The organism is Bradyrhizobium sp. Ai1a-2, assembly GCF_000426245.1.
Taxonomy (GTDB): Bacteria; Pseudomonadota; Alphaproteobacteria; order Rhizobiales; family Xanthobacteraceae; genus Bradyrhizobium.
Genome location: NZ_AUEZ01000010.1, coordinates 37,102 through 60,631, shown reverse-complemented (window position 1 = coordinate 60,631; position 23,530 = coordinate 37,102). Strand labels below are relative to the sequence as shown.

The window sequence follows — 23,530 nt, the reverse complement described above, 5'->3', positions numbered from 1 at the left end:
GCAACTAATGCCCGTCGACCCCGTTCAGCTTCTCAAGCCGCTGCTTCATCGCCTTCTGCAGGTCGTAGCCGGGACGGCCGAATTGGGCGTTGCGGCGGGCGATGAATACGTCCTGCGCGCGTTGCAGGGCGCGGGCCGCGTGCGGGTCCTCGGCCTCGCTGACCGCCCTGGCATTCGCCGCAAAGATCTCGCGATCGAGATCGGCGAGCTCCGGATTGCCGCAGATGACCTTCTCCACGGCGCGGCGCGCCCTGGCGCAATCAAAACTCGGCTTGCCGGCAACGGCCATCAGCGCGCCCAGACGCTCGAGCTCCAGGGCCAGCGACTTGTAGTTGGCGCGCGCCGCGGCGTGATCTGGATTCAGCTTGATCGCTGCGCCGAAATCGGCGAGCGCCTTGGGTCGGTCGCCCTTCCTGCGCCAGAGCTCGCCGCGCGCATTGAAGCTATCGGCAAGCGTCGGATCCAGTCCCAGCACCGCGTCGTAATCGGAGATCGCGCGGTCGACCATGTCCTTGCGGGCATAGGCATCACCGCGCGCGGTCAGCGCCTTGACGCGATCGGCCTTGGCGGTGTTTTCATTGTCGATCAGCGCCGTGCAGAGATCGACGGTTTTGTCATCATCATTTGCACCGGCCGCGGCGAGGCATGGCGCAGGATCGGCCTGCACATCCTTCAGCGCCTCCACGCTGGTTGCAGCTGCATGCTGCGCAAGCGCCATGCAAAAGCTCGACGCGACGATGACGCGTCGGATGAAGAGCCAGGATTGCATCGATTGGTCCGGCAGGAATTCTTGATCTCAGCCAATGGTAGCAAACGACGCGTGCCGCGCACAGCGGGAGATTTGTCGCGATTTACGCGCTTGCCCACAGGCTCGCAAACTGGTGCTAGATTAGCATACGTTTGCCAACGGGAATTTGACGCGTGTCAACCTTCGAATGGATCATCGTCCTGCTGCTCGTCGCCATTCCGCTGTCGGCGGTGGCGCGACGGATCAACGTACCCTACCCGACCTTCCTTGCGATCGGCGGCGTGCTCCTGACCTTCCTGCCGTCGGGGCCGTCCTGGACCTTGGAACCCAGTCTGGCGCTGGCGCTGTTCGTGGCCCCCGTGCTGGTCGATGCTGCGTTCGACACCTCGCTGCGCGATCTCCGCAACAATTGGCTGCCGGTGACGATGCTGGTGCTGGCTGCGGTCGGAACCACCACCGCGGCCGTCGCCCTGGTGGCGCACTGGTTCAAGCCTGATATGCCATGGGCCGCGGCGATCGCGCTCGGCGCCATCGTGGCGCCGCCGGATGCAGCGGCGGCAGTCGCGATCCTGCGTCAGGTCAAGCTGCCCTATCGGCTTCTGAAAATCCTCGAAGGCGAAAGCCTGCTCAACGACGCCAGCGCGCTGCTGATCTATCGCATCGCCGTCGGCGCCGTGGCGATCGAGCATGCGAAGCTGCACGAATTCGCGCCCGCGGTCGCGTGGGCGCTCGTCGGCAGCCTGCTCGCGGGCTTTCTGTTCGCGAGGATTTCGGCACTGCTGACGCAACGGATCAGCTACGCGCCGAGCGCGATCATCACCCAGTTCGGCGGCACGTTCATGATCTGGATCATCGCCGAGCGAATCGGCCTTTCCGGCATCCTCACCGTTGTGGTCTTCGCCATCACGCTGGCCCGCACCGCACCGGCACGCACGCCGGCCCGGCTGCGTGTCCCGTCCTATGCGGTGTGGGAGACCGTGGTGTTCGTGCTCAACGTGCTCGCCTTCATGTTCATCGGGATGCAGCTCAAGCCGATCTGGGCCGGGCTCGACGCCTACGTGCGCATGGAATATTGCATCTTTGCCGCGAGCGTGCTGGCGGCCGTGATCCTCGCGCGCATCGCGTGGGTGATGAGCTATGGCGCCGTCTTTCGACGGCTGTTGGCATGGGGGTTGTTCCATCCGTCGCGCACGGCGCCCCCGCCGACAATCAAGAGCGGCTTCGTCATTTCGTGGTGCGGGATGCGCGGCATCGTCACGCTGGCAGCCGCCTTTGCGCTGCCGGAGGATTTTCCGTATCGCGACCTCATCGTGCTGACGGCCTTTTCGGTCGTATTTGGAACGCTGGTGATCCAGGGCCTGACCCTGCGGCCGCTGATCGAGGCGCTGCGGCTGAAGGACGACGATCCGGTGGCGGGTGAGGCGGCGCGCGCCCGCGCCATCGCCTTTCGTGCCGCGCTGGAGGAGATCGACGGCGATCCGTCCGAAGAGGCGGAAATCCTCAGGCTGGAGTACCGCGCGCTTCTGATGCGCGCCGAGACCGATCCGAGCGGCGGCGTCGCTTCGAGCGAGCTTCCCGCCGACCCATTGCGGCGCCGCGCCATCAGCGCCGCCCGGCAATCGCTCCTGAAGCTGCGTGAATCGGAGGAGATCGGCGACGACGCGTTTCACCAGGTCGAGGAAGAACTCGACCGTGCCGAATTGAGCGCGCAGGCGTAGCGAAGAATTTGAAGGGTGGGCAAAGCGCAGCGTGCCCACCATCCACATCAGGTGCAAGAAAGGTGGGCACGCTACGCTTTGCCCACCCTACGGCGCTGCGCGCTAACTCACCTTCAGCGTCACGCCGCCGTCGACGACGAGCTCGATGCCGGTGATATATTTCGATTCATCCGAGGCCAGGAACAGCGCAGCATTGGCGACGTCCCAGGCGTCGCCCATATGGCCCATCGGCACCTGTGCGTCGCGGGCGCGCCACATCGCTTCCACGTCGCCCGCGGAATAGCTGGCGGCGAGGCCGGCGGAATTCGCCACCATCGGCGTCTTCATCAGGCCCGGCAGGATCGCGTTCACACGTACATGGTCGCGCGCGAACTGCACCGCGGTGGTGCGCGTCATCTGGTTCATGGCCGCCTTCGTGGCGGCGTAGGTGACATAGGAGATGCCGAGATGGCGGATCGAGGCGATCGAGGAGATGTTGATGATCGAGCCGCCGCCCTGCTTCTGCATCACGGGGATCACGTGCTTCATCGCAAGATAGGCGCTCTTGAGGTTGACGGCGAACACGCGGTCCCATTCCGCTTCGCTCACCTCGACCACGCTGCCCATCTCGGCGATGCCGACATTGTTGTCTGTTACGTCGATGCGGCCGTATGTCTTCAGGCATGCCGCGACCATCGCCTCGACGTCGGCTGCACGCGAGACATCGGCGGTGAACGCGGTCGCCTTGCCGCCCTCGCCGGTGATGATGCTCGCCGTCTCTTCCGCGGCAGCCGCGTTACGATCGACGCAGAACACGCTGGCACCCTCGCGCGCAAAGGTGACGGCGGTCGCCTTGCCATTGCCCCAGCCGGGCCCGATCGAACCGGCGCCGACCACCATCGCGATTTTGCCCTTGAGCCGATCCATTGGCTTCTCCCCTGTCGTTGTTCGCATTGCAGCGCGGATGAAGCGGAGCGTAATCCGGGACTTGGCGGTCCCGAAATTCGCCTCGCTAGATCCCGCTTAAGGATTACAGGCCGACGCACCACGTGCCGACCAGGAAAGCAGCAACCGCAACGGGCGCTGCCAAGCTCGAATTCATGGGTATTCCCCTTGCCGGGAAATTGGCCGGACGCGCGCCCGCGGTCAACCCAATCTGGCTGATGTGCCCGATGCATACGCCGCATGTATCATCCGAAAGTCGCAGGCGCGATGCCCCTTGCAAGGCTTCCCTCAAACCAGCATGAATGCGCCGCCCAAGACCCGGCCGTCCAGTCGGGCTATAGAGAGAGTACCGGGGGAAGCATGACCACAGAAGGCCGACCGTCAGGCAAATCGTCGCCCAATGACGAAGTCGTCGCCATCTCCGAGGAGGCGCTGCAAAAGGCGGAAACCTTCGTCGAGGCCGAGGAAGGCGCGACCAACCGCCTGATGGGCTGGGCGGGGCGCATTTCGACCACGATCGCAGTGGTCATGAGCCTGTTTCACCTCTATGCGGCCTACGCGATCGTTCCGACCCAGGAACTCCGCTATACCCATGTCGCCTTCACGCTGGTGCTGAGCTTCCTCTTGTTTCCGCTCGCCACGCGGTTTCGCAACCGCGTCCGCTGGTGGGACATCGTGCCGGGCATCGTTGCGGTCGCAACCATCGTCTATGCGCTGTGGGGCGGCGAGGATTTCACCGACCGCGCCACCACGCCCGACCACCTGGATGTCATCGTCGGCCTTGTCTTCATCGTGCTACTGCTCGAGGCGACGCGGCGCACCACCGGGCCCATCATGCCCGTGGTGTCGCTGTTCTTCATCGCCTATGCGATGCTCGGTCCGCATCTGCCCGCGCCGTGGACCCACCGCGGCTACGACCTGTCCCGCCTGGTCGGCCATCTCTTCATCACCCTGGAAGGCATTTTCGGCGTCGCGGTCGATGTGTCGGCCACCCTGATCATCCTGTTCACGATCTACGGCGCATTCCTGCAGCAATCCGGCGCCGGGAAATTCTTCATCGACTTCTCGCTCGCGCTGATGGGCGGCAAGCCGAACAGCGCCGGAAGGACGGTCGTGCTGTCGTCATTCCTGCTCGGCGGCCCCTCGGGTTCGGGCGTCGCCACCACCGTCATGATCGGCACGGTGGCCTATCCGATGCTGGCCAAGGCGGGCTTTGAGAAAAACGCCGCCGGCGGATTGCTGGCGGCCGGTGGCCTGGGCGCGATCCTGTCGCCGCCTGTGCTGGGGGCGGCGGCGTTCCTGATCGCCGAGTTTCTCAAGATCAGCTATCTCGACGTGATCTGGATGGCGACCATCCCGACCTGCCTTTACTACATGTCGCTGCTGTTCATGGTCGAACTGGACGCCCGCAAGTTCGGCGCCAAGGACGTCAACTTCAAGCCGGAACTGACACTCGGCCAGATGACGAAGCGCTACGGCTTTCACTTCATCTCCCTGATCGCCGTAGTCGTGTTCATGATCATCGGCTATTCGCCGTCGCTGTCGGTGTTCTACGCCGTCGTGGTCACCTTTGTGCTGAGCTTCCTGCGAAGGGAAACGGCGCTGATGCCGAAGAAGCTGGTGAAGGCGCTGGCCGACGGCTCGATCGGCGCGCTCAACGCCGCGACCACCTGTGCATGCGCGGGCATCGTCGTCGGCATCGTGACGCTGACGGGTCTTGGCCTGAAATTCTCGTCGATCGTGATCAGCTATGCCGGCGGCAGCCTGCTGCTCACCGCGATCTATACCTCGCTGATCGTCTGGATCATCGGTCTCGCGGTGCCGGTGACCGCCTCCTACATCATCTGCGCCGTGATCGCAGCCCCGGCGCTGATCAAGCTCGGCGTGCCCGATTACGCCGCGCACATGTTCATCTTCTACTACGCCGTGCTGTCGGAGGTGTCGCCGCCAACAGCGCTGTCTCCGTTCGCGGCTGCCGCCATCACCGGCGGCGATCCCTACCGTACGACGCTGCAGTCCTGGAAATATACGCTGCCGGCCTTCCTGGTGCCGTTCGTGTTCGTGCTCGACCCGCAGGGCGTCGGTCTCCTGCTGGCGATCCCCAAAGGCGGCTCCTGGGTCGACATCCTCGAAATCACGATCAAGGCGACCCTCGGGCTGCTCGCGCTTGCTGCGTTCGCCCAAAACTGGGCCCTGCGACAAACTACGCCGATCGAACGCGGCCTGCTTCTGCTATCCGGATTGCTGCTGGTGTTCCCGAGTTTGATCGAGGCGATCGTCGAATGGATGATCGGCCGCGATATCAGCTACACCTACGTGCCGGGTCTGATCATTGGCCTCGGCGTGCTGCTGTGGCAGGCGAGAACACCGACGCCGAAGGAACCGGCGCTTACGATTTAGTCAGGGAGTGATACGATGAGGAAACTGAAAAGGACTGTAGCAATACTTGCTGTGACGATTTCAGCCGGGCTCGCTTTCGCCGGCATCGTCCATGCGCAGCAGAAGATCATGTCGATCGGGACCGGCGGGACCGGCGGCGTCTACTATCCGCTTGGCGGCGCGGTCGCAAACGTGCTCTCGAAGAGCCTTCCCAACGTGCAGGCCACCGCTGAGGTCACCGGCGGCTCGGTCGACAATCTCAAGCTGATCGGCACCGGGCAGAGCGAAATGGGCTTCACCATGGCCGATGCCGCGCTCGATGCGCTGCAGGGCCATGACAAGTTCAAGAACAACAAGGTGCCGCTGCAGGCCCTCCTCGTCGTCTATCCGAACCGCATGCACGTGGTGACCGTCGAAGGCACCGGCATCCAGACCATGGCGGACCTCAAGGGCAAGCGGGTTTCGACGGGTTCGCCCGGCAGCGCCACCGAAGTGATGGCATTCCGTGTCATCGAAGCCGCCGGCCTCGACAAGGACAAGGACATGAAGCGCGAGCGGCTCGGCGTTGCCGAATCCGTCAACGCCATCAAGGACGGCAAGATCGACGCATTCTTCTGGGTCGGCGGCATTCCGACTGCGGCGGTCACCGATCTGGCGGCGACCCCCGGCATCAAGATGAAACTGATCGACCATGGCGACCTGGCCGAGAAGATGAACGCCAAATATGGCAAGCTCTATTCCCCGAGCAAGATCAAGGCGGGCTCGTATCCGGGCTACGACAAGGACAACTCCATCACGGAGGTTTGGAACCTGATCGTCACCAACGACAAGATGAGCAACGACGACGCCTATACGATCGTCAAGACGCTGGTGGAAAAGAAGGCTGACATCGTCGCCGTGCACAAGGAAGCCGAAAGCTTCTCGCTCGACAACCAGGTGCAGGATCGCTCCCCGATCCCGTTCCATCCCGGCGCGCTGAAGTATTTCAAGGAAAAGGGAATCGGCGGCTAGCTTGTTTGTTTTGACGCGTTTCTTAACGCGAACCGGTATCCACTTCGCTCGAAAACGCTATAGCGCACCTCCAACTAAATTCCTGACCAGCGGCCGAGCGGCGCCATGGGGCGCCGTTCGGTTTTTCGGCGGCTGCCCGCCCGCATCACTCAAGGACTTTCAAATGCCCTCTTCGACCGTCGCTTCGTCACATCCCAGCCGCCGCGCCCTGCTGCGGGGCACCGCCGCGCTTGCCGGTGCATCGCTGCTGCCACGCCTGGCGCGCGCCGCCGAATGGCCGACGCGGCCGGTCAAGCTCCTGGTGCCGTTTGCTGCCGGCGGCACCACCGACATCCTGGCCCGCGTGGTCGCGGCCAAGGTCTCGGAGGAGTTCGGCCAGCAGTTCATCGTCGAGAACAAGACCGGCGCAGGCGGCAATATCGCGGCCGACGCCGTCGCCAAGGCCGACCCCGACGGCTACACCTTCCTCGTGGGCACGCCGGGCACGCATGCGATCAATCCGTTCGTGTTCAAGAACATGCCGTTCGATCCGCTGAAGGATATCACGCCGGTCATCATCATCGCGCGGGTGCCCAATCTCTGCTCGGTCACCAACTCGCTGCCGGTGAAGTCGGTCGCCGAACTGATCGACTACGCCAAGTCCAAGCGCGGCGAATTGTTCTACGGCACGCCCGGGCTCGGCAGCACCGCCCATGTCTCGACCGAGCTGTTCCGCTCGATGACGGGCGTCGAGATGACACATGTGCCGTACAAAGGCAGCGCGCCGGCACTGACCGACCTGATCGCCGGCCGCGTGCATCTGATGATCGACAACCTCCCGGCCGCGCAGCCTTTCGCCGAGGCCGGACAGATCCGCCCGCTTGCGGTGTCCACCTCCAAGCGCTGGCCGCTATTGCCTGATCTTCCGACGATCGCGGAGGCGGCCGTGCCCGGCTATGACGCCGCTTCCTGGTTCACGATCGCGGCTCCCGCGAAGACGCCGAAGGAGATCATCGACCGCCTCAACGCGAGCGTCGATAAATTCCTCAAGACCGAGGACGGGATTGTGCGCCTGCGCAAGCTCGGCGCCGAGGCCGTCGGCGGCTCGGCCGAAGACATGCGGGCTTACGTGCTGGCGGAGACCGAGAAATGGGGCAAGGTCGCCAAATTCGCCGGCATCAATCCGGAGTGACGATCGCGGCGGCATAGAGCAGGCGAACGCAATTCTCACGCAGGTCAGTTCTGTCATTGGCAACGCTCGCGTTCCCTGCTTAATTTCCCTGCGCAAACCGGCCCGCCAGTGGCCGGCGCAACCGGGAGAACGCCAATGCCTGCTTACCGCGCCGTCGGACTATCTTTGGGTGCCGCAGTCCTGCTCTGCAATCTCACCATCAATCCTGTGCATGCGAAGCCTTTCATGATCGTCGGGCTCGACGAGAAGCTAGTGTGGGATGACGATGGAAAACCGATCCTGTCGGCACCCGGCAAGGACCAGGTTCTCATCCTCGACCTCGCCAATCCGGAAAATCCCAAGACTGTCGCCTCACTGCCGCTGAAGAATTCGGTGGTGGGACCGCCGGTCAATCTCGACATCGACCCGACCGGCTCGATCGCCCTCGTCGCCGATTCCGTCGATGTGACCAAGGACGGCGATGCGCTGAAGCAGGTGCCCGACAACAAGGTCTACGTCATCGATCTCAAGGCGAGCCCGCCGAAGCTGGCAGGGACCGTTACCGTCGGCAAGCAGCCCTCGGGGCTCAGCATCAGCCCGTCCGGCAAGATGGCGCTGGTCGCCAATCGTGGCGACAATTCCGTCAGTGTGCTCTCGATCAACGGAACCGACGTCAAGGTCACCGATACGATCACATTGCCCGACAGCGTCGCCCATGTGGCGTTCACGCCGGACGGCAAGCGGGCGCTCGCTGTCCGCTTTCCCGCACATAAGGTCTCGGTGCTCGATATTGCCGGAGACAAGGTCACCTACAACAAGATCGATCTGCCGACGGGCCAATGGCCATACAATGTCGTGGTGACGCCGAGTGGCAAACTCGCACTGACGTCCGACAATGGCGGCGCCGGCTCATCCGACGGCAGCGTCGACACCACGAGCGTGATCGATCTCGAAGCCAATCCGCCGCGCATCATCGATCGTGTGGTGGTCGGCGACGGTCCCGAGGGCCTTGCAATTTCGCCGAAGGGAGATCTCGCTGTCGCCGCCATTCTGCGCGGCTCCAACATGAAGAACGCGTACTACTATCAGAAGAACGGCAGCCTCACGGTGCTGAAGATCGACGGCAAGAAGGTGACCAAGACTCAGGACATCGAGGTCGGTGGCTTGCCCGAGGCCGTCGCGTTCACCCCGGATGGCAAGTACCTCCTGGCCGGAAATTACCTGACCCAGGATTTCTCGATCCTGAAAGTCGATGGTGGGAAGGTCAGCGATACCGGCAAACGCTTCAAGGTGCCGGGTCATCCGGCTTCGGCACGCATGGGGCACTGAACTCGCGCGTCACCGCGGGTGTCGTCACCCGCGGTGAGGTGGTCTGTCCTCGAAGAATCCCGTGCAAGGCCGGTATCAAGCCGGAGTGACGATCGCTAACGCGATCGATCACGTGAACGCTATTCTCAAAACGGGAATCGATCACGGCGGCAACGATAAACAACCACAGACATTAACGCGTGCTGCCGCCGGCGAGACGACGCGGCGGTGCATCATTGCAATCGTCCGCGACCAGTTCAGACCGAATGGCGTCGGAGCGCGGTATCTGTGGCCGCAAATGCTCTCATCCGCTTCGATTTTTCATTACAATTTTAGCTTTATTTGCATCTTTAACCCTACCTAAGCATTCGTGGGGATTTGCAGAAAGCGTCCTCAAATTTCCCGATTAAGGCCGCCACGGAGATGTACGAGTCAAATCGACATCACGGGAAAGGGCGGGCATGAATCAAATCAACCCCAAAGAATACGCACGACCCGGCTGGTTCGGTCATCGCAAATTGACGCCGCGGGCTTGCGTCGCCGATAGCAAGAAGCACCTTCGTACCTTCCTTTCTGACGCTCTCGAGGATCTCGGGTTCATCACCTCGGAGTGCGGCGAGGCCACCGAACTGGATGGCGCTCTCGACGAGCATCGACCGGACCTGCTTGTGCTCGGTGTCTCGGTCAACGGGATCGAGGTCGGCAGGATTCTGGAGGTTCTCGTCAGGAAGAATTTCGCCGGAAAGGTTCTCGTCATCGGCCCGCCCGAGTCGGTTATGGTAAAAGCCGTCAGGCAAATTGGCGAAGAATACGGCGTAGCCATGCTGCCGCCGCTGGCGACGCCGTTTGGCGCAGGAACGCTGCGCGACAGCGTCGCGATGCTGCTGCCGCAAGAGCCCGCGCCGAGCCCCGCGGTCGATGTGGCAGAGGCGCTCAAAGCCGGCTGGCTCGAATTGTGGTACCAGCAGAAGATCAACCTGCGCACGCTGGTCCCCGCGGGCGCGGAGGCCCTGGTCAGGATGCGGCATCCGGCGTGGGGCGTGGTGCCGCCGGCCTATTTCATTCCCGATGAAAGCGATCCGCATTTCCATGCGCTGTCCGAATTCGTGGTCGGTCGCGCCATCGAGGACTGGCACTATCTGCTGGAGCAAAAAGGACCGGTGGATCTCTCGATCAACCTGCCGGTGTCGTTCCTGAGCGATCCGCAAGCCGTGCGCGAACTATGCCGTCGCGTGCCGCAGCACCCCGCCTTCGGCGGCCTGCTGCTCGAGCTCGCAAGCGCCGAGGTGATCGAGAACCTGGACCTGGTGATCGAGGTGGCGCGGCAGGTGCGGTTCCACAACATCGCGATATCGGTCGATCAGGTCGGCACGGAGTGGCCGTCGCTGATGGGAGTGAAGAGCTTTCCCTTCGTCGAACTGAAGATCGATCATCAATTCGTCACCGGCGCCGCCGACGACCGGCTGAAGCAGACCGTATGCAAGCATGTCGTCGAGCTCGCCCACGATCATGGCGCGCGGGCGCTCGCCCAGGGCGTCGAGACCCGCGCCGATTTCCTCACCGCGCACGCGGTCGGCTTCGACCTGGTGCAGGGCTATCTGTTCGGCAAGCCGTTGGGAGTGAAGAAGTTCGCCCGCTCGCGACCTTCCCCTGCCGCGAGCGCCGAATCGAAATCGTGACGTTTACTGGAACGTCATGTCGATGCATTTCGAGATGTCGGAGCCGAGGCCGGAGGAGATGATGATGCAGCCGCGCACCTTCTGCACATTGTTGTCGCTGGCCCAGACCGAATAGCCGCCGGGACCGAAGAACGAGTTGGTGTTCGGCGGTTCGGTTTCGGTGGCGTCGAACGAGTAGTTGCCGTCGGTGTCGAAGATGCGCGGCCGCTTGGTGCAGCCGCCATCGGCCTGCACGTTGATGACTTCCTTGTTGTCGCGCGTCAGCGCCAACGAGACCTGACAGCGGAAGTATTCCGAGGTCCTGGTGTTGAACAGATAGGCGTAGGACCTGCAGGTCGCGGTGTTGAGCTTGCCGGCGGACAATCCCCGGCTGCAGGCGATACGCTGGTTGTTGGAGAGCTTGAATTCGTCGGCACAAGCCGCGGTGGTCATCGTCATGAGCGAGAGCGCAATCCCGAAACCGATATTCATGCCGGAGTTCATTTCGAATCATCCCTATCGAGCTTTTCGCAATCATGCGCTTGTAGATGGAAACGGCAACATAGTCGCGCAGCAGAAAATCACAAACCCGCAGGTTGCACGTGATGCCGCACGGCGACTTCCGTCGTATTGACGGAATAATGGCGTTCGTGATTTGTTCAAGACAAGGGCGCCGATTTCAGTAGCGACGATGGGGAGGATGATCATGACGCGATTTCAGACCAAGATTTTTTTGATGGCGACGTTTTTGACGGCGGCAGCGTTGACGACGCTGGCCGCACCCGCACTTGCGCAAGATGCATCGACGGCGCCCTGGGAGCTGAAGCCCGACATGGGCTACGCCTACGGCAAGGACGGCGCGACCGTCGCCTACAAGATGGGGACCAACAATGCCGGCCTGCTGCTCAAGGGCGCCAAGAAGGTGCCGAGAGGCACGCTGTTCTTCGTCGGCCAGAACGGCCAGCTCTACATGCGCTCCGGCCCCTATCTGGAGGGTGATGGCAGGTTCATGTTCGGATCGAACTAGGCGGCGTTCGCTTGTAGGGTGGGTAGAGCGAAAGCGAAACCCACCATTTGGCGCCCCGCAGACTGATGGGTTTCGCTGCGCTCTACCCATCCTACGATTTGCGCCCACCAACTAAAACACGGACGCCAATTCCTTGGCCCCCGGCTTGTTGCTGTTGAAATCCATCCGCTCGTCGGTCACCGCCAGCAGCTTGGCCACCGTGTTGTGGCGAATCGCGACCGGGTTGCGCTCATAGCCGCCGCGCTGGAAGAAGTTCGACGTCGGCACCTTCTCGCGCATCGCCTGCGGCATCGTGACCATGTCGTAGCCGGTGCCGTCGCCGGTCAGGTTCATCATCTCGAGCTCGGCCGCGGTCAGCGGGCGGGTGTAGCCCTTGGTGCGCGCGAAGATGACTGACGTCAGCAGCTTGTGGGTCTGCAGCATCGGGCCGACGTCGATATCGAGCACCATGGCATGGACACCCCAGCCCTGCGGCGTGCTGGCGAGCCGCTCATGCGCCGACCAGTCGTCCGGCACCGTGCGTGCGAACGCCACCATCTTCTTCAGTACGGCGAGCTTGTGCTCCATCGCCTTGCGCGCGGGACCGGACAGCGTGGCGGCCTTTTGGGTCAGCACCTTGATGAATTCAGAGCCCTGCTGGGCGATCAACTCGACGGTGTTGGTGGTGAGCAACTGATTGTAGCCGATTGCGGTCGAAATCGCCCTTGAGCCAGGACCGCGGTAGCCCGACTGCATGTCGTGATTGCCGGTGCCGCCGGTCTCGAAGGAATAGACCCGCACCGCCTGCTCGCGCGTCAAGCCGGCCGCGAGCGCGTAGCGGGCGTAGGCGCGCTTGAACGCGACCTCGCTGGCCGGCCGCTCTGGCGTGAACTGAAACTGCTCGGCGGCGGCCTTCAGGAAATCGGCGACAACGGGAATGGCCTTGCGTGGCCGCGACGGTTCCTCTTCTTCCGGCTCCGGATTCACCGGCCGTTTCGGCCCCGTATAGACCGGCGGCTGGTCGAGCACGTAATCATCGAGCGCAATCGGCTGCCGCTCGCGCCGCTTGGCGTTGCGGGTGCGGCGCTTCTCGGCGATCGCGCTCCAGTAGGCACCCGCATCCTCCTCGAAGGCGGTGCGCGCTTCCTGATATTCGCGCAGCTTGCGGCGATATTCGGCGATCGCCTGGGGCGTCGCGGCTTGCGCCCTCGCGTCCGCGGTGGATGCCGAAAGGGCGGCAGCCTCGACCGCCACGGCCTCCGGCGCGCTCGCGAACAGCGCGAGCGCGACCAATCCGGGGAAAAAACGAATCAATGGCAAGCGCATTGCACCCTTGTAGCAAGGACGCGCGTGATGTCAGCCTCCAATTGAATCACGCAAAAGCGACCAAACGCCCCGCCGCGGGCCAGAATAAGTGCGAGACTGCGGTGTTCGCGGATGAAACCGATGGAGTGTTCCATGCGGATCGCATTGTGGCTTCTTGCCATAGCGGCATTGGCATCAACTGCACCCGCTTATGCCGAGCGTCCGGATTGCGGACTGTTTCCGGACGATCGTTCGCGGTTTGCCTGTTACGACAATGTGTCGCGAGCGCCCAATCCGGAACCAGAGACAATCACGAAGCCGGTTACGTCCAGGCCCAAGGTAACTGGCAAGGCCACCGGCAAGGCAACTGTGATGCCTCACCGCAAGATTCGCGCGAACTAGCGTCACTCCGGCTCGACGCCGCTGGCTTTCACGAGCTGCGCCCATTTCTTCTCGTCCTTGTCGATGAAGTCGGCATAGTCCTCGGGCGAGCCCGGCGTGATTTCGGTGCCATCAGAGCTCAATTGCCGCTTCACCTCGTCCGAGGCGAGCGCATCACGCAGCACCTTGTTGAGCTTGTCGACGATCGGCCGCGGCGTGCCGGCCGGCGCGGCGAGGCCGTAATAGAGCGAGGCGTCGAACCCGGTAACGCCGGCCTCGGCAATCGTCGGCACCTCAGGCAGCAGACCGGAGCGGGTCGAACTCGTCACCGCGAGTGCGCGTAGCGTTCCGGCGCTGACATTGGCGTGGGAGGCCGGGATCGGCGCAAATGCCATCGGGATGTGCCCGCCGATCAGGTCGACCAGCGCAGGGCCCGTCCCCTTGTAGGGAACATGCACGAGCGAGATGCCGGCGCTGCGTGCAAAATATTCCCCCGTGATGTGGCTTGCAGTGCCGGCGCCGGCCGAGCCGAAACTGATCTTGCCGGGATTTTGTTTGGCATAGGCGATCAGCTCGGCAACGCTCTTGGCCGGGAACGACGGATGCACGACCAGCGAATTCGGCGCATTGCCAATCATGCCGATCGGCGCGAAATCTTTCCGCGGATCGTAGCCCGCCTTCTTGTAGAGCGACGGGCCGATCGCGAGCGTCCCGGTATAGCCGAGCACCAGCGTGTAGCCATCGGGATCGCTCTTGGCGACCGCCTTGGTGCCGACTGTGCCGCCGGCCCCGGGGCGGTTGTCGATCACGATCTTCTCGCCGAGCAGTTCGCTCATCTTGTCAGCGATGCCGCGGCCGACGATGGAGGTGCTGCCGCCGGGCGCGAAGGGGATGACGAGCGTGATCGGCCGGTTCGGGTAATCCTGCGCTTGCGCCGGCCAGAATGCTGTGCCGACGGCAAGCGCAGCGATGGCGGCGCGAAGTTGTGTCTTCCAGGACAGCATGTCCGAAAGCCTCCCCTGAGGTTTGTTGTTGTGCGGCATTGTCACTCAATTGCCTGGGGTCGGCAACCGGAGTTCCGGCAATTCTCCCACTCGTCATTGCGAGCGGAGCGAAGCAATCCATCCCGCCACTTGTGGCGACGTGGATTGCGTCGTCGCTGCGCTCCTCGCAATGACGTGGTTGGTACCGCTCTTAGACCTCATGGTGAGGAGCGCGCAGCGCGTCTCGAATCATCAGGCCCCACCGGGGGCCTCGCCCTTCGAGACGACCGCTGCGCGGTCTCGTCGGGGTGAGGGGATAGATGCGAGTGCGCGACTCTTGCGCTGCCTACTTCCAGGCGAAGACCGGCTGCTCGAGGTCGGCGACGCGGGTGTCGCGGCCGGCCAGGACTTCGCGGAACTGGTAGATCAAGGCGGCCGTCGGTGCGTGAATGTGCAGGCCGGCGTGACGGAAGCGGATCACGCGCCTGATACTTTCCGGAATGGTGGTGAAGCTGAACGCGTCGTCCGCTTCGATCGCCTGCAGCGTGATGCGGTGGACGGAGGCGACCTCATCCGGGTTGGGCACGATCGGCGCTCGGGTCGCGGCCCACACCACGACCGGCGTGATCAGATAGCCGGAACGGGTGGGATAATCATCGAGCACGCCGAGCACGTCGCTGTCATCGACGCGGAGGCCAAGCTCTTCGTGCAGTTCGCGGAGTGCCGCTTCCGCCTGCGTCTCGCCAGCGTCGCATCGTCCGCCGGGCAACGCCCATTGCGCGCTGTGGCTGCGCAAACTGGCCGCACGGCGGGTGAGCAGGAATGTGGTCTCCTCGCCCTCGCCCCTGGTGAGCGCGATCGCGACCGCCGCGCGTTTGAGCAGCGGTGCGCTGTCATCCGGCAGGCGCGTGAACGCCGTACAGAGCTCTGCGATATTCCGCCGGGTGGCATCATCAAATGTGCGGGCCATTGACCTTGACTACAACAGTCCCGCGTTCGATGAAATGACCTGATATCATGCCTCGCCGTACGGAAAGCATCACATGATGAAACTGGCCGCGGAAAAGCTCAAATCCGACGGCTGGAAGATCGTCGATACATCCGGTTTCCTGCATCTGGTCGGACCGGTGTGGCAGCGCCTCGTCGCGGAAGAGCATGAATATGCATTGATCACCGAGGACAAGCATCACAATCGCCGCGGCATGGTACAAGGCGGTGTGATCATGACCTTCGCCGACCGCACCTGCGGCATGACGGCCCGCTACGTCTCGGGCAAGCCGACACTGGCGACCGTGCAGCTCGACACCCATTTCGTCGAGGCCAGCAAGATCGGCGAAACCTTGATCTCGAAGCCGCGCGTGGTGCGTTCGACCAGGAGCCTGATCTTCATCACCACGGAAGTGACCGTCGACAGACGCTGCATCGCCATGGCGAACGGCGTGTTCAAGATACTGAAGAACGAATAGGCTTGCACCCGTCATTCCGGGCCGATGCGAAGGCATCGAACCCGGAATGACGCGACAACGCGGAGGTCCGATACATGCAGTACCGTCAACTCGGCCGCAGCGGCCTGAAGATTTCGCCGATCTGCCTCGGCACCATGATGTTCGGCGGACCGACCGACGAGGCGACGTCGGTGCGGATCATCGCAAAGGCGCGCGAGGCCGGCGTGAACTTCATCGACACCGCCGATGCCTATAATGGCGGCAACTCCGAGCAGGTGGTGGGTCGCGCGATATCCAATAACAGGCCGAACTGGATCCTCGCCACCAAGCTGGCCAATCAGATCGGCGACGATCCCAATTTTGGCGGGCTGTCGCGACGCTGGGTGCTGCAGGCCGCGGAGGCGAGCCTGAAGCGGCTCGGCACCGACTACATCGACATCTACTACCTGCACAAGGAAGACCACGCGACGCCGCTGGACGAGACCGTGCGCGCGATCGGTGACCTGATCAGGCAGGGCAAGGTGCGTTATTTCGGCGTCTCGAACTACCGCGCTTGGCGCCTCGCCGAGATCTGCAACATCTGCGACCGGCTCGGCCTCGACCGCCCGATCGTGAGTCAGCCCTATTACAACGCGATGAACCGCATGCCCGAGGTCGAGCATCTCCCGGCCTGCGACTATTACGGCCTCGGAGTGGTGCCCTATAGCCCGCTGGCCCGCGGCGTCCTGACCGGCAAATACCGCCCCGATGCCAGCCCCGACAAGGATACCCGCGCCGGGCGCAGCGACAAGCGCATGATGCAGACCGAGTGGCGGCCGGAATCCTTGAGGCTTGCACAGGAGATCAAGCAATATGCGGAGGCCCGCGGCATCACCGCCGCGCAGTTCGCGGTCGCCTGGGTGCTGAATTCATCCTTCATCTCCGCCGTGATCGCCGGTCCGCGCACGGAAGCGCAATGGGACGACTACATCCCCGCGCTCGACTATCGCTTCACCGCCGAAGACGAGGCGCTGATCGACGGTCTCGTCGTGAGCGGGCATCCTTCCACGCCCGGCTACAACGATCCGGCCTATCCGATCGAGGGCCGGCGGGCGCGGACGGCGGAGCGGTCATAGCCGCGTTCAAGATTGCAATAGGCCGCATGCGGCCTTCATGGGTCATCATCGCCACCTGATGGCCCGATCGCGCCGCTATTGGCGCCCGCTATACCCGCATATTCAAACAGTATTTGTTTTGCGCGCCGCGTTCGGCGAGTGATGCGCCGTACGCGCTCCCGAGAACGCCATTATCGCTTTCGTTGCGTGCGCCGCCGGCACGGATCGTGCCGGCCGGCAAATGTTTTGTTTGCGAGATACTCAATGCAACCGATTATCCTGATCTTTGTCAGTCTTGCTATCGGCATTGCGCTGCGCTGGTCGGGGCGGCTGCCCGATACGGCCACCAAGGCGCTTGGCGGCTGGGTCATCAACGTCGCCCTGCCCGCCGCTGCCCTGCGGAGCGTGCATGAACTCAAGCTGCATCCCGACTGGTGGCTTGCGGCGGCGACGCCGTGGATCGGCGTCGTGCTGGCGCTGATCGTCATCATCCCGCTTTGCCACGCCTTCCGATGGAAGTCGCACCGCGCTGGCGCGCTGCTGCTGGTCGCGGGATGGGGCAACACTTCTTTCGTCGGCCTGCCGATGATCGCAGCCTTCGCAGGCAGCCAATGGCTCGGCCTTGGCATCGTCATCGATCTGTTCGGTTCTTATCTCGCGCTGTCGACGCTCGGGCTTGCCATCGCTTCCGTTGCGAGCGCGGGCCACTTCGATTGGCGCGCGGTCGCCAAACGCATCGTGACCTTTCCGCCCTTCATCGCGATCCTGGTCGCCTTCGCCACCAATCACCTGGAGCGGCCGGAATGGCTGACCCAGATCGTCAACTCCCTCGCCGAGACGCTGACGCCGATCGCGCTCGCGGCGGTGGGCTATGCGCTGCGGCTCGACCGCATCTCGGGGCGGCTCGCGGCGCTCGGCGTCGGACTGGGTTTCCGCCTGTTCGTGGCGCCGCTTGCAATTATGCTGATGTACATCGCCCTGCGCCAGGCCGGCGACCCCGTCGCCAAGGTGGCGATGCTGGAAATGGCGATGCCGCCGATGCTCGGCGCCAGCATCATCGCGATCGACCACGATCTCGAGCCCGACCTCGTCGCCCTCTTGATCGGCATCGGCGTCCCGCTCTCGATCCTGACGGCGTGGGGCTGGTGGTCGGTCATCGCGCTGCTGTGACGCGACGGCCCAACGAAGACGCATCCGGAGGATGCACCCATGACCATTCTCTTCAAGGACAAGCTTCAGGACGAATTCGGCACCTGGCCACTGGCCTACATCCCCTATGGCGGCGCCGACTTCGGCGAAATCGAAGCCGTGGCCCGGACCGTCGGCAGTGGCGACGACAGCGCCTATTACGCGGCATGGAACGCGGCCGCCGACCGGCTGGCGCAGGAGGCCGCCTCGGCGCTTGCGAAGGGACACGGAGAGAGCGCCAGGGATTTGTATCTCCGGGCAAGCGTGTTCTATGCCACCTCCTACCATCCGCTTTATGGCGAGCCGGTCGATCCCCGGCTGCTGATAGCATTTCGCAAGCAGCTCTACGCCTTCGACAGGGGTCTCGCGCTGTCCGATCCGCCGGTCGAACCGCATTGCATCGCCTTCGGCGACGCATCGATGCCGGCCTATCTCATTCCTGCCCAAGGTCGCGCGCGCGAAGTCCGGCCGCTCCTGATTCTCACCAACGGCTACGACGCCACCATCACCGACATGTATTTCGCCTCTGCGGTCGCAGCATCCCGGCGCGGCTATCATTGCCTGCTGTTCGATGGTCCGGGCCAGGGCGCGATGCTGTACGAATACGGCATTCGCCTGCGGCCGGACTGGGAGACGGTCATTGCGGCGGTCGTGGATTTCGCCCTGACGCAGCCGATCGTCGATCCGGATCGGATCGCCCTGAGCGGATGGAGTCTCGGCGGCTACCTCGCACCGCGCGCTGCCTCGAAGGAGCACCGGATCGCAGCGCTCATCGCCGATCCCGGCACCTGGAGCATGGCCGGAGGCTTTCGCGATTTCGTCGTGAACAAGCTGGGCGCGACGCGCGAGGCCGCATCTGACCTCGGAGAGTTGGACCAGCCGCTGCTCGACCATCTTGACGCGATCATCAAGGCGGATCGGGACCTGCGCTGGAAGGTGGTGCAGCGCGGCTTCTGGGTCCACGGCGTTGACAATCTCCGCGACTATCTGCGCTCCGCCGAGCAGTTCACCATGGAGGGGCATGCCGAATTGATCCGCTGCCCCACGCTATTGACGATGCCCGAGAGCGATCCGATTGCGGCGGCGACGCCGTCCTTCTTCCATGCGCTCGGCTGCCGCAAGACGCTGATGTGCTTCTCCGCCAACGAGGGCGCCGGCGAGCATTGCGAGATGAGGAATCGCTCGCTCCTCAATCTAAGGATGCTGGACTGGCTGGATGAACAGTTCTCGTAGCACCCGGTTTATTCTGTCCGATAGGGAATAAACCCGGAAGCGCGCCACGAGGCTTTTGCTCCACAGGCCGCGTCCTAGCGTCGCATCATCGGGAACGTTCTTGCCAAACCGCCGCGCACGCCTTTGTCTTCCTTCCTAAAAAACAGATCCCCAACGGATCGAGATCAAAAATGGGCAGGGAGGAAACCATGACCAAATCCAATAAAGACAGTACGTCCAGCCGCCGTCGCTTCCTGAAGGTTGCGGCCGCGGGCGCCGCAGCAAGTGTTGCAGCGCCCACCATTGTCAGCGCGCAGGGCCCGATCAACATGCGCTGGCAAAGCACTTGGCCGGCCAAGGATATTTTCCACGAATACGCGCTCGATTACGCCAAGAAGGTCAACGACATGACCGGCGGCGACCTCAAGATCGAGGTGCTGCCCGCCGGTGCCGTGGTGCCCGCTTTCGGCCTGCTCGACGCCGTCTCCAAGGGCACGCTCGATGGCGGCCATGGCGTGCTGGTCTATCACTATGGCAAGCAAACCGCGCTGGCGCTGTGGGGCTCCGGTCCGGGCTACGCAATGGACGCCAACATGCTGCTCGCCTGGCACAAATACGGCGGCGGCAAGGAGCTGCTCGCCAAGCTCTACGCCTCGATCGGCGCCAACGTCGTCTCATTCCCGTATGGGCCGATGCCGACCCAGCCGCTTGGCTGGTACAAGAAACCGATGACCAAGGTCGAGGACTTCCAGGGCCTGAAATTCCGCACCGTCGGCATCTCCATCGACGTGTTCACCGGCCTCGGCGCCGCGGTCAACGCATTGCCGGGTGGTGAAATCGTCTCGGCGATGGACCGCGGCCTGCTGGATGCCGCAGAGTTCAACAATGCGACCTCGGATCGCGTCCTCGGCTTCGCGGACGTCTCCAAGATCTGCATGCTGCAGAGCTACCACCAGAACGCCGAGCAGTTCGAGATCATGTTCAACAAGACGAAATTCGATGCATTGCCGGAGAAGATGAAGGCGATCATCGCCAATGCTGTCGAGGCGGCAAGCCAGGACATGACCTGGAAGGCGATCGACCGCTATTCGAAGGACTACGAGGAGTTGCAGACCAAGGACAAGGTCAAGTTCTACAAGACTCCGGACGCGATCCTGCAGAAGCAGCTCGAAGTCTACGACCAGGTCGTCGAGAAGAAGTCCGCCGAGAACCCGCTGTTCAAGGAGATCGTCGAATCCCAGCTCGCTTTCGCCAAGCGCGCGACGCAATGGGAGCAGGACACCGTGGTCAACCGGCGCATGGCCTACAACCACTATTTCGGACCTAACGCCAAGAAGAAGAGCTGACCGGGCGCCTCGCACGACCGAAAGCGTCATCCGGGACACCAATCCCGGATGGCGCTTCCGTTGTCTCTACGGCAACCGGATGCCTCCAAACGGGTGGCAGCAAACACAGATGAACGCACAGCGTTTCCTGTACATTATCGACGGCGTCAGCACGTGGACCGGCAAGGCGGCGGCATGGCTCGTGGTCGGGCTGATGGGCCTCGTCTGCGCCGAAGTCTTCAAGCGCTACATCCTCAACATGCCGACGGCCTGGATCTTCGATGCCTCCAACATGCTGTACGGCACCATGTTCATGATCGCGGGCGCCTACACGCTGGCGCAGAACGCACATGTCCGCGGCGATTTCCTCTACAGTTCGATGCGGCCGCGCATGCAGGCCTCCCTCGACCTCGTGCTGTATTTCGCGTTCTTCCTGCCCGGCATCGCAGCGCTGGTCTACGCCGGCTGGGACTATGCGCTGGACTCCTGGCGCATCAACGAGCATTCCAACGTGACCGCCGACGGCCCGCCGGTCTACCACTTCAAGTTCATGATCCCACTGGCCGGAGCCTTGGTGCTGCTGCAGGGCGCAGCCGAGATCGCGCGCTGCATCATGTGCCTCAAGAACGGTGTTTGGCCGAGCCGGCTCAAGGACGTTTCTGAAATCGACGTCGTCGAGGAGCAGCTCGCGCACAGCGAATATGTCGACGAGGAATCGCGCAAGGTCGCGATCGCGCATGCGCAGGACATCGAGGAAAGCGCGCGGCAGCGCGGCATGGGCGGAGACCTGCAACGATGAGCGATCCGGCACTCGGGCTGTTGATGCTCGTCCTCATCGTGGTCGTCATCATGATGGGCTTCCCGACGGCGTTCACGCTGATGGGGCTGGGCATGTTCTTCGGCTTCTTCGCCTATCACCGCGGCGGCGAGGCCTGGGGCGACAATCACATCTTCGACCTGATGGTCCAGCGCACCTATGGCGCGATGACCAACGACGTCCTGATCTCGATCCCGCTGTTCGTGCTGATGGGCTACGTGATGGAGCGCGGCGCGCTGGTCGACAAGATGTTCTATTCGATCCAGCTCGCGTTCCGCCGCCTGCCGGCCTCGCTCGCGGTGGCGACGCTGATCGTCTGCACGTTCTGGGGCATCGCCTCAGGCCTGGTCGGCGCCGTCGTGGTGCTGATGGGTGTCATCGCCTTCAACCCGATGCTGAAGGCCGGCTACGACGTCAAGCTCGCCTCCGGCGTCATCACCGCGGGCGGCACGCTCGGCATCCTGATCCCGCCATCGGTGATGATCATCGTCTACGCCGCGGTCGCAGGGCAGTCGGTGGTGAAGCTCTATGCTGCGGCGATGTTTCCGGGCTTCTTCCTCGCCTTCCTCTATCTGCTCTACATCGTCGGCTGGGCGCTCCTGAACCCGAAGATTGCCCCGAAGCTTCCGGAAAGCGAAACCAGGGTGCCGGTGCGGCCCTGGATCGCCAAGCTGCAGCAGTCGTACTCGCGCAAGATGCTGCCGGCGCTGCTGGCGGCCGTGGTGATGCCTGGAAAAGCCGTCAACGCCAGCGTCGACGGCACCCGCGTCACCTATTCGATGCTGCTGACGAGCCTCGCCCACGCCCTCGTGCCGCTGGTGCTGACGCTGGCCACGCTGTGGGCTGCCTGGTGGTACGTCGTGATTCACCAGCAGCCGGATATTGCGCCGCAGGTGCCGGCCGCCGCGCAGCAGCAACGAGCGCCTGAGACGCTTCAGCCGCTTGGCGCAGGCGCGCAGCCTGCGCAAGAAAGCGAAGAGAAACTCGAGGAGCTAGGCGGCGGCGCTAGCAGGTCGGAGGCCGCCACCAACAACGGGCCGGAAGTGCTGCAGGAGATGGGCAATGCCGAACTGCGAGGCACGACCACCGCAGCGCCAGCGGAGCTTGGACCACCGCCGCAGTTCTACACCTATTTCGCGTTCATCGCCGGCATCTGCGGCCTGCTGCTTCTCTACTATTACTGGACCATGGAGGCCGAGCAGTTCGAGGTGCTGCGGCTGTTGATCACCTCGGTGATGCCGCTCGGCATCCTGACGGTGGTGGTGCTGGGCGTGATCCTGTTCGGCATCACGACTGCAACCGAGTCGGCCGCGGTCGGCGCCGCCGGTGCCTTCCTGCTCGCCTTCCAGGCGCGGACGCTGGACTGGAAGCGCACCAAGGAAGCGGTGTTCCTGACCGCCAAGACCACCTCGATGGTGTGCTGGCTGTTCGTCGGCTCGGCGCTGTTCTCGGCTGTGTTCGCGATCCTCGACGGCCAGGCGCTGCTGGAGAGCTGGGTGCTGTCGCTCAACATGTCGCCGGTCCAGTTCATGATCCTGTCGCAGGCGATCATCTTCGTGCTGGGATGGCCGCTGGAATGGACCGAGATCATCGTGATCTTCGTGCCGATCTTCCTGCCGATGCTGAAGCACTTCAACATCGATCCCGTTCTGTGGGGCGTCCTCGTCTTCGTGAACCTGCAGGCGGCGTTCCTGTCGCCGCCCGTGGCGATGTCGGCCTTCTATCTGAAGGGGGTGGCGCCGAAGCACGTCACGCTGAACCAGATCTTTGCCGGCATGATGCCCTACATGCTGATCGTCATCATCTGCATGGTGCTGATGTATATCTGGCCCGGCCTGACGCTGTGGCTGCCGAACTATCTCTACGGGAATTGAGGTG

21 protein-coding genes are annotated in these 23,530 nt (G+C 63.3%); 15 read left to right on the top strand and 6 right to left on the bottom strand.

Annotated elements, in window-relative coordinates; genetic code table 11:
• Positions 1-4: 4 nt before the first annotated feature.
• Entirely contained in the window at positions 5-718 is a 714-nt protein-coding gene (locus K288_RS0109740; RefSeq protein ID WP_043159565.1) for a hypothetical protein, read from the bottom strand.
• A 203-nt stretch (positions 719-921) separates the two neighbouring features.
• On the opposite strand from K288_RS0109740, the gene K288_RS0109735 reads away from it, so the two are divergent.
• On the top strand, positions 922-2,466 hold the full coding sequence (locus tag K288_RS0109735; protein ID WP_027579374.1) for a sodium:proton antiporter: 1,545 nt from the start codon (positions 922-924) through the stop codon (positions 2,464-2,466).
• A gap of 102 nt (positions 2,467-2,568) precedes the next feature.
• Here the strand turns inward: K288_RS0109735 and K288_RS0109730 are convergent, their stop codons facing one another.
• Positions 2,569-3,372 (bottom strand): glucose 1-dehydrogenase, encoded by an 804-nt coding sequence (locus K288_RS0109730; RefSeq protein ID WP_027579373.1) that lies wholly within the window; start codon positions 3,370-3,372, stop codon positions 2,569-2,571.
• 378 nt (positions 3,373-3,750) lie between these two features.
• On the opposite strand from K288_RS0109730, the gene K288_RS0109725 reads away from it, so the two are divergent.
• The 5 genes from K288_RS0109725 (at position 3,751) to K288_RS0109705 (ending at position 10,917) form a co-directional block, all read left to right on the top strand.
• Complete coding sequence (locus K288_RS0109725) at positions 3,751-5,790, top strand: TRAP transporter fused permease subunit (protein WP_027579372.1); 2,040 nt, start codon at positions 3,751-3,753, stop codon at positions 5,788-5,790.
• A 15-nt stretch (positions 5,791-5,805) separates the two neighbouring features.
• On the top strand, positions 5,806-6,780 hold the full coding sequence (locus K288_RS0109720) for a TAXI family TRAP transporter solute-binding subunit (protein WP_027579371.1): 975 nt from the start codon (positions 5,806-5,808) through the stop codon (positions 6,778-6,780).
• Between the two features lie 163 nt (positions 6,781-6,943).
• On the top strand, positions 6,944-7,951 hold the full coding sequence (locus K288_RS0109715; RefSeq protein WP_027579370.1) for a tripartite tricarboxylate transporter substrate binding protein: 1,008 nt from the start codon (positions 6,944-6,946) through the stop codon (positions 7,949-7,951).
• Positions 7,952-8,086: 135 nt separating this feature from the next.
• Positions 8,087-9,259, top strand: coding sequence for a beta-propeller fold lactonase family protein (locus K288_RS0109710; protein ID WP_027579369.1), 1,173 nt, complete (start codon positions 8,087-8,089; stop codon positions 9,257-9,259).
• A 440-nt stretch (positions 9,260-9,699) separates the two neighbouring features.
• On the top strand, positions 9,700-10,917 hold the full coding sequence (locus K288_RS0109705; protein WP_051334449.1) for an EAL domain-containing protein: 1,218 nt from the start codon (positions 9,700-9,702) through the stop codon (positions 10,915-10,917).
• 3 nt (positions 10,918-10,920) lie between these two features.
• Here the strand turns inward: K288_RS0109705 and K288_RS0109700 are convergent, their stop codons facing one another.
• Positions 10,921-11,400, bottom strand: a complete 480-nt coding sequence (locus K288_RS0109700; RefSeq protein ID WP_027579367.1) for a hypothetical protein — start codon at positions 11,398-11,400, stop codon at positions 10,921-10,923.
• Between the two features lie 232 nt (positions 11,401-11,632).
• Here K288_RS0109700 and K288_RS0109695 point away from each other — a divergent pair, with 232 nt between their 5' ends.
• Entirely contained in the window at positions 11,633-11,923 is a 291-nt protein-coding gene (locus tag K288_RS0109695; protein ID WP_043159562.1) for a hypothetical protein, read from the top strand.
• Between the two features lie 111 nt (positions 11,924-12,034).
• Here K288_RS0109695 and K288_RS0109690 read toward each other — a convergent pair whose 3' ends face one another.
• A complete protein-coding gene (locus K288_RS0109690) occupies positions 12,035-13,228 on the bottom strand; it encodes a hypothetical protein (protein ID WP_027579365.1) in 1,194 nt (397 codons plus the stop codon).
• Between the two features lie 132 nt (positions 13,229-13,360).
• On the opposite strand from K288_RS0109690, the gene K288_RS54490 reads away from it, so the two are divergent.
• Positions 13,361-13,609 carry a hypothetical protein gene (locus tag K288_RS54490; protein WP_152535461.1) on the top strand — a complete coding sequence of 83 codons (249 nt, stop codon included), beginning with the start codon at positions 13,361-13,363 and terminating at the stop codon, positions 13,607-13,609.
• Between the two features lie 2 nt (positions 13,610-13,611).
• Here the strand turns inward: K288_RS54490 and K288_RS0109685 are convergent, their stop codons facing one another.
• A complete protein-coding gene (locus tag K288_RS0109685; RefSeq protein WP_027579364.1) occupies positions 13,612-14,592 on the bottom strand; it encodes a tripartite tricarboxylate transporter substrate binding protein in 981 nt (326 codons plus the stop codon).
• Positions 14,593-14,917: 325 nt separating this feature from the next.
• Positions 14,918-15,541, bottom strand: coding sequence for a CoA pyrophosphatase (locus K288_RS0109680; protein WP_027579363.1), 624 nt, complete (start codon positions 15,539-15,541; stop codon positions 14,918-14,920).
• Positions 15,542-15,614: 73 nt separating this feature from the next.
• Between K288_RS0109680 and K288_RS0109675 the strand changes: the two genes are divergently transcribed.
• The 7 genes from K288_RS0109675 to K288_RS0109645 all read left to right on the top strand — a co-directional run bounded on the left by K288_RS0109675 (position 15,615) and on the right by K288_RS0109645 (position 23,526).
• Positions 15,615-16,037: a PaaI family thioesterase gene (locus K288_RS0109675; protein ID WP_027579362.1), complete on the top strand. Its 423-nt coding sequence runs from the start codon at positions 15,615-15,617 to the stop codon at positions 16,035-16,037.
• A gap of 74 nt (positions 16,038-16,111) precedes the next feature.
• Positions 16,112-17,131, top strand: coding sequence for an aldo/keto reductase (locus tag K288_RS0109670; protein ID WP_027579361.1), 1,020 nt, complete (start codon positions 16,112-16,114; stop codon positions 17,129-17,131).
• A gap of 243 nt (positions 17,132-17,374) precedes the next feature.
• Complete coding sequence (locus tag K288_RS0109665) at positions 17,375-18,280, top strand: AEC family transporter (RefSeq protein ID WP_027579360.1); 906 nt, start codon at positions 17,375-17,377, stop codon at positions 18,278-18,280.
• A 39-nt stretch (positions 18,281-18,319) separates the two neighbouring features.
• Positions 18,320-19,531, top strand: coding sequence for an alpha/beta fold hydrolase (locus K288_RS0109660; RefSeq protein ID WP_027579359.1), 1,212 nt, complete (start codon positions 18,320-18,322; stop codon positions 19,529-19,531).
• 188 nt (positions 19,532-19,719) lie between these two features.
• Positions 19,720-20,856, top strand: a complete 1,137-nt coding sequence (locus K288_RS0109655) for a TRAP transporter substrate-binding protein (RefSeq protein WP_027579358.1) — start codon at positions 19,720-19,722, stop codon at positions 20,854-20,856.
• Between the two features lie 109 nt (positions 20,857-20,965).
• A complete protein-coding gene (locus K288_RS0109650) occupies positions 20,966-21,634 on the top strand; it encodes a TRAP transporter small permease subunit (protein WP_043159546.1) in 669 nt (222 codons plus the stop codon).
• Entirely contained in the window at positions 21,631-23,526 is a 1,896-nt protein-coding gene (locus K288_RS0109645; protein ID WP_027579356.1) for a TRAP transporter large permease subunit, read from the top strand. The genes K288_RS0109650 and K288_RS0109645 overlap by 4 nt, the downstream gene beginning before the upstream one ends.
• Positions 23,527-23,530: the final 4 nt, after the last annotated feature.

Coding starts and splice junctions, on each gene's coding strand:
- K288_RS0109695 (WP_043159562.1), top strand. CDS start 11,633: ATGGCGACGTTTTTGACGGCGGCAGCGTTGACGACGCTGGCCGCACCC.
- K288_RS0109710 (WP_027579369.1), top strand. CDS start 8,087: ATGCCTGCTTACCGCGCCGTCGGACTATCTTTGGGTGCCGCAGTCCTG.
- K288_RS0109645 (WP_027579356.1), top strand. CDS start 21,631: ATGAGCGATCCGGCACTCGGGCTGTTGATGCTCGTCCTCATCGTGGTC.
- K288_RS0109725 (WP_027579372.1), top strand. CDS start 3,751: ATGACCACAGAAGGCCGACCGTCAGGCAAATCGTCGCCCAATGACGAA.
- K288_RS0109730 (WP_027579373.1), bottom strand. CDS start 3,372: ATGGATCGGCTCAAGGGCAAAATCGCGATGGTGGTCGGCGCCGGTTCG.
- K288_RS0109715 (WP_027579370.1), top strand. CDS start 6,944: ATGCCCTCTTCGACCGTCGCTTCGTCACATCCCAGCCGCCGCGCCCTG.
- K288_RS0109700 (WP_027579367.1), bottom strand. CDS start 11,400: ATGAACTCCGGCATGAATATCGGTTTCGGGATTGCGCTCTCGCTCATG.
- K288_RS0109705 (WP_051334449.1), top strand. CDS start 9,700: ATGAATCAAATCAACCCCAAAGAATACGCACGACCCGGCTGGTTCGGT.
- K288_RS0109740 (WP_043159565.1), bottom strand. CDS start 718: ATGGCGCTTGCGCAGCATGCAGCTGCAACCAGCGTGGAGGCGCTGAAG.
- K288_RS0109675 (WP_027579362.1), top strand. CDS start 15,615: ATGATGAAACTGGCCGCGGAAAAGCTCAAATCCGACGGCTGGAAGATC.
- K288_RS0109680 (WP_027579363.1), bottom strand. CDS start 15,541: ATGGCCCGCACATTTGATGATGCCACCCGGCGGAATATCGCAGAGCTC.
- K288_RS0109690 (WP_027579365.1), bottom strand. CDS start 13,228: ATGCGCTTGCCATTGATTCGTTTTTTCCCCGGATTGGTCGCGCTCGCG.
- K288_RS0109685 (WP_027579364.1), bottom strand. CDS start 14,592: ATGCTGTCCTGGAAGACACAACTTCGCGCCGCCATCGCTGCGCTTGCC.
- K288_RS54490 (WP_152535461.1), top strand. CDS start 13,361: ATGCGGATCGCATTGTGGCTTCTTGCCATAGCGGCATTGGCATCAACT.
- K288_RS0109660 (WP_027579359.1), top strand. CDS start 18,320: ATGACCATTCTCTTCAAGGACAAGCTTCAGGACGAATTCGGCACCTGG.
- K288_RS0109655 (WP_027579358.1), top strand. CDS start 19,720: ATGACCAAATCCAATAAAGACAGTACGTCCAGCCGCCGTCGCTTCCTG.
- K288_RS0109650 (WP_043159546.1), top strand. CDS start 20,966: ATGAACGCACAGCGTTTCCTGTACATTATCGACGGCGTCAGCACGTGG.
- K288_RS0109665 (WP_027579360.1), top strand. CDS start 17,375: ATGCAACCGATTATCCTGATCTTTGTCAGTCTTGCTATCGGCATTGCG.
- K288_RS0109670 (WP_027579361.1), top strand. CDS start 16,112: ATGCAGTACCGTCAACTCGGCCGCAGCGGCCTGAAGATTTCGCCGATC.
- K288_RS0109720 (WP_027579371.1), top strand. CDS start 5,806: ATGAGGAAACTGAAAAGGACTGTAGCAATACTTGCTGTGACGATTTCA.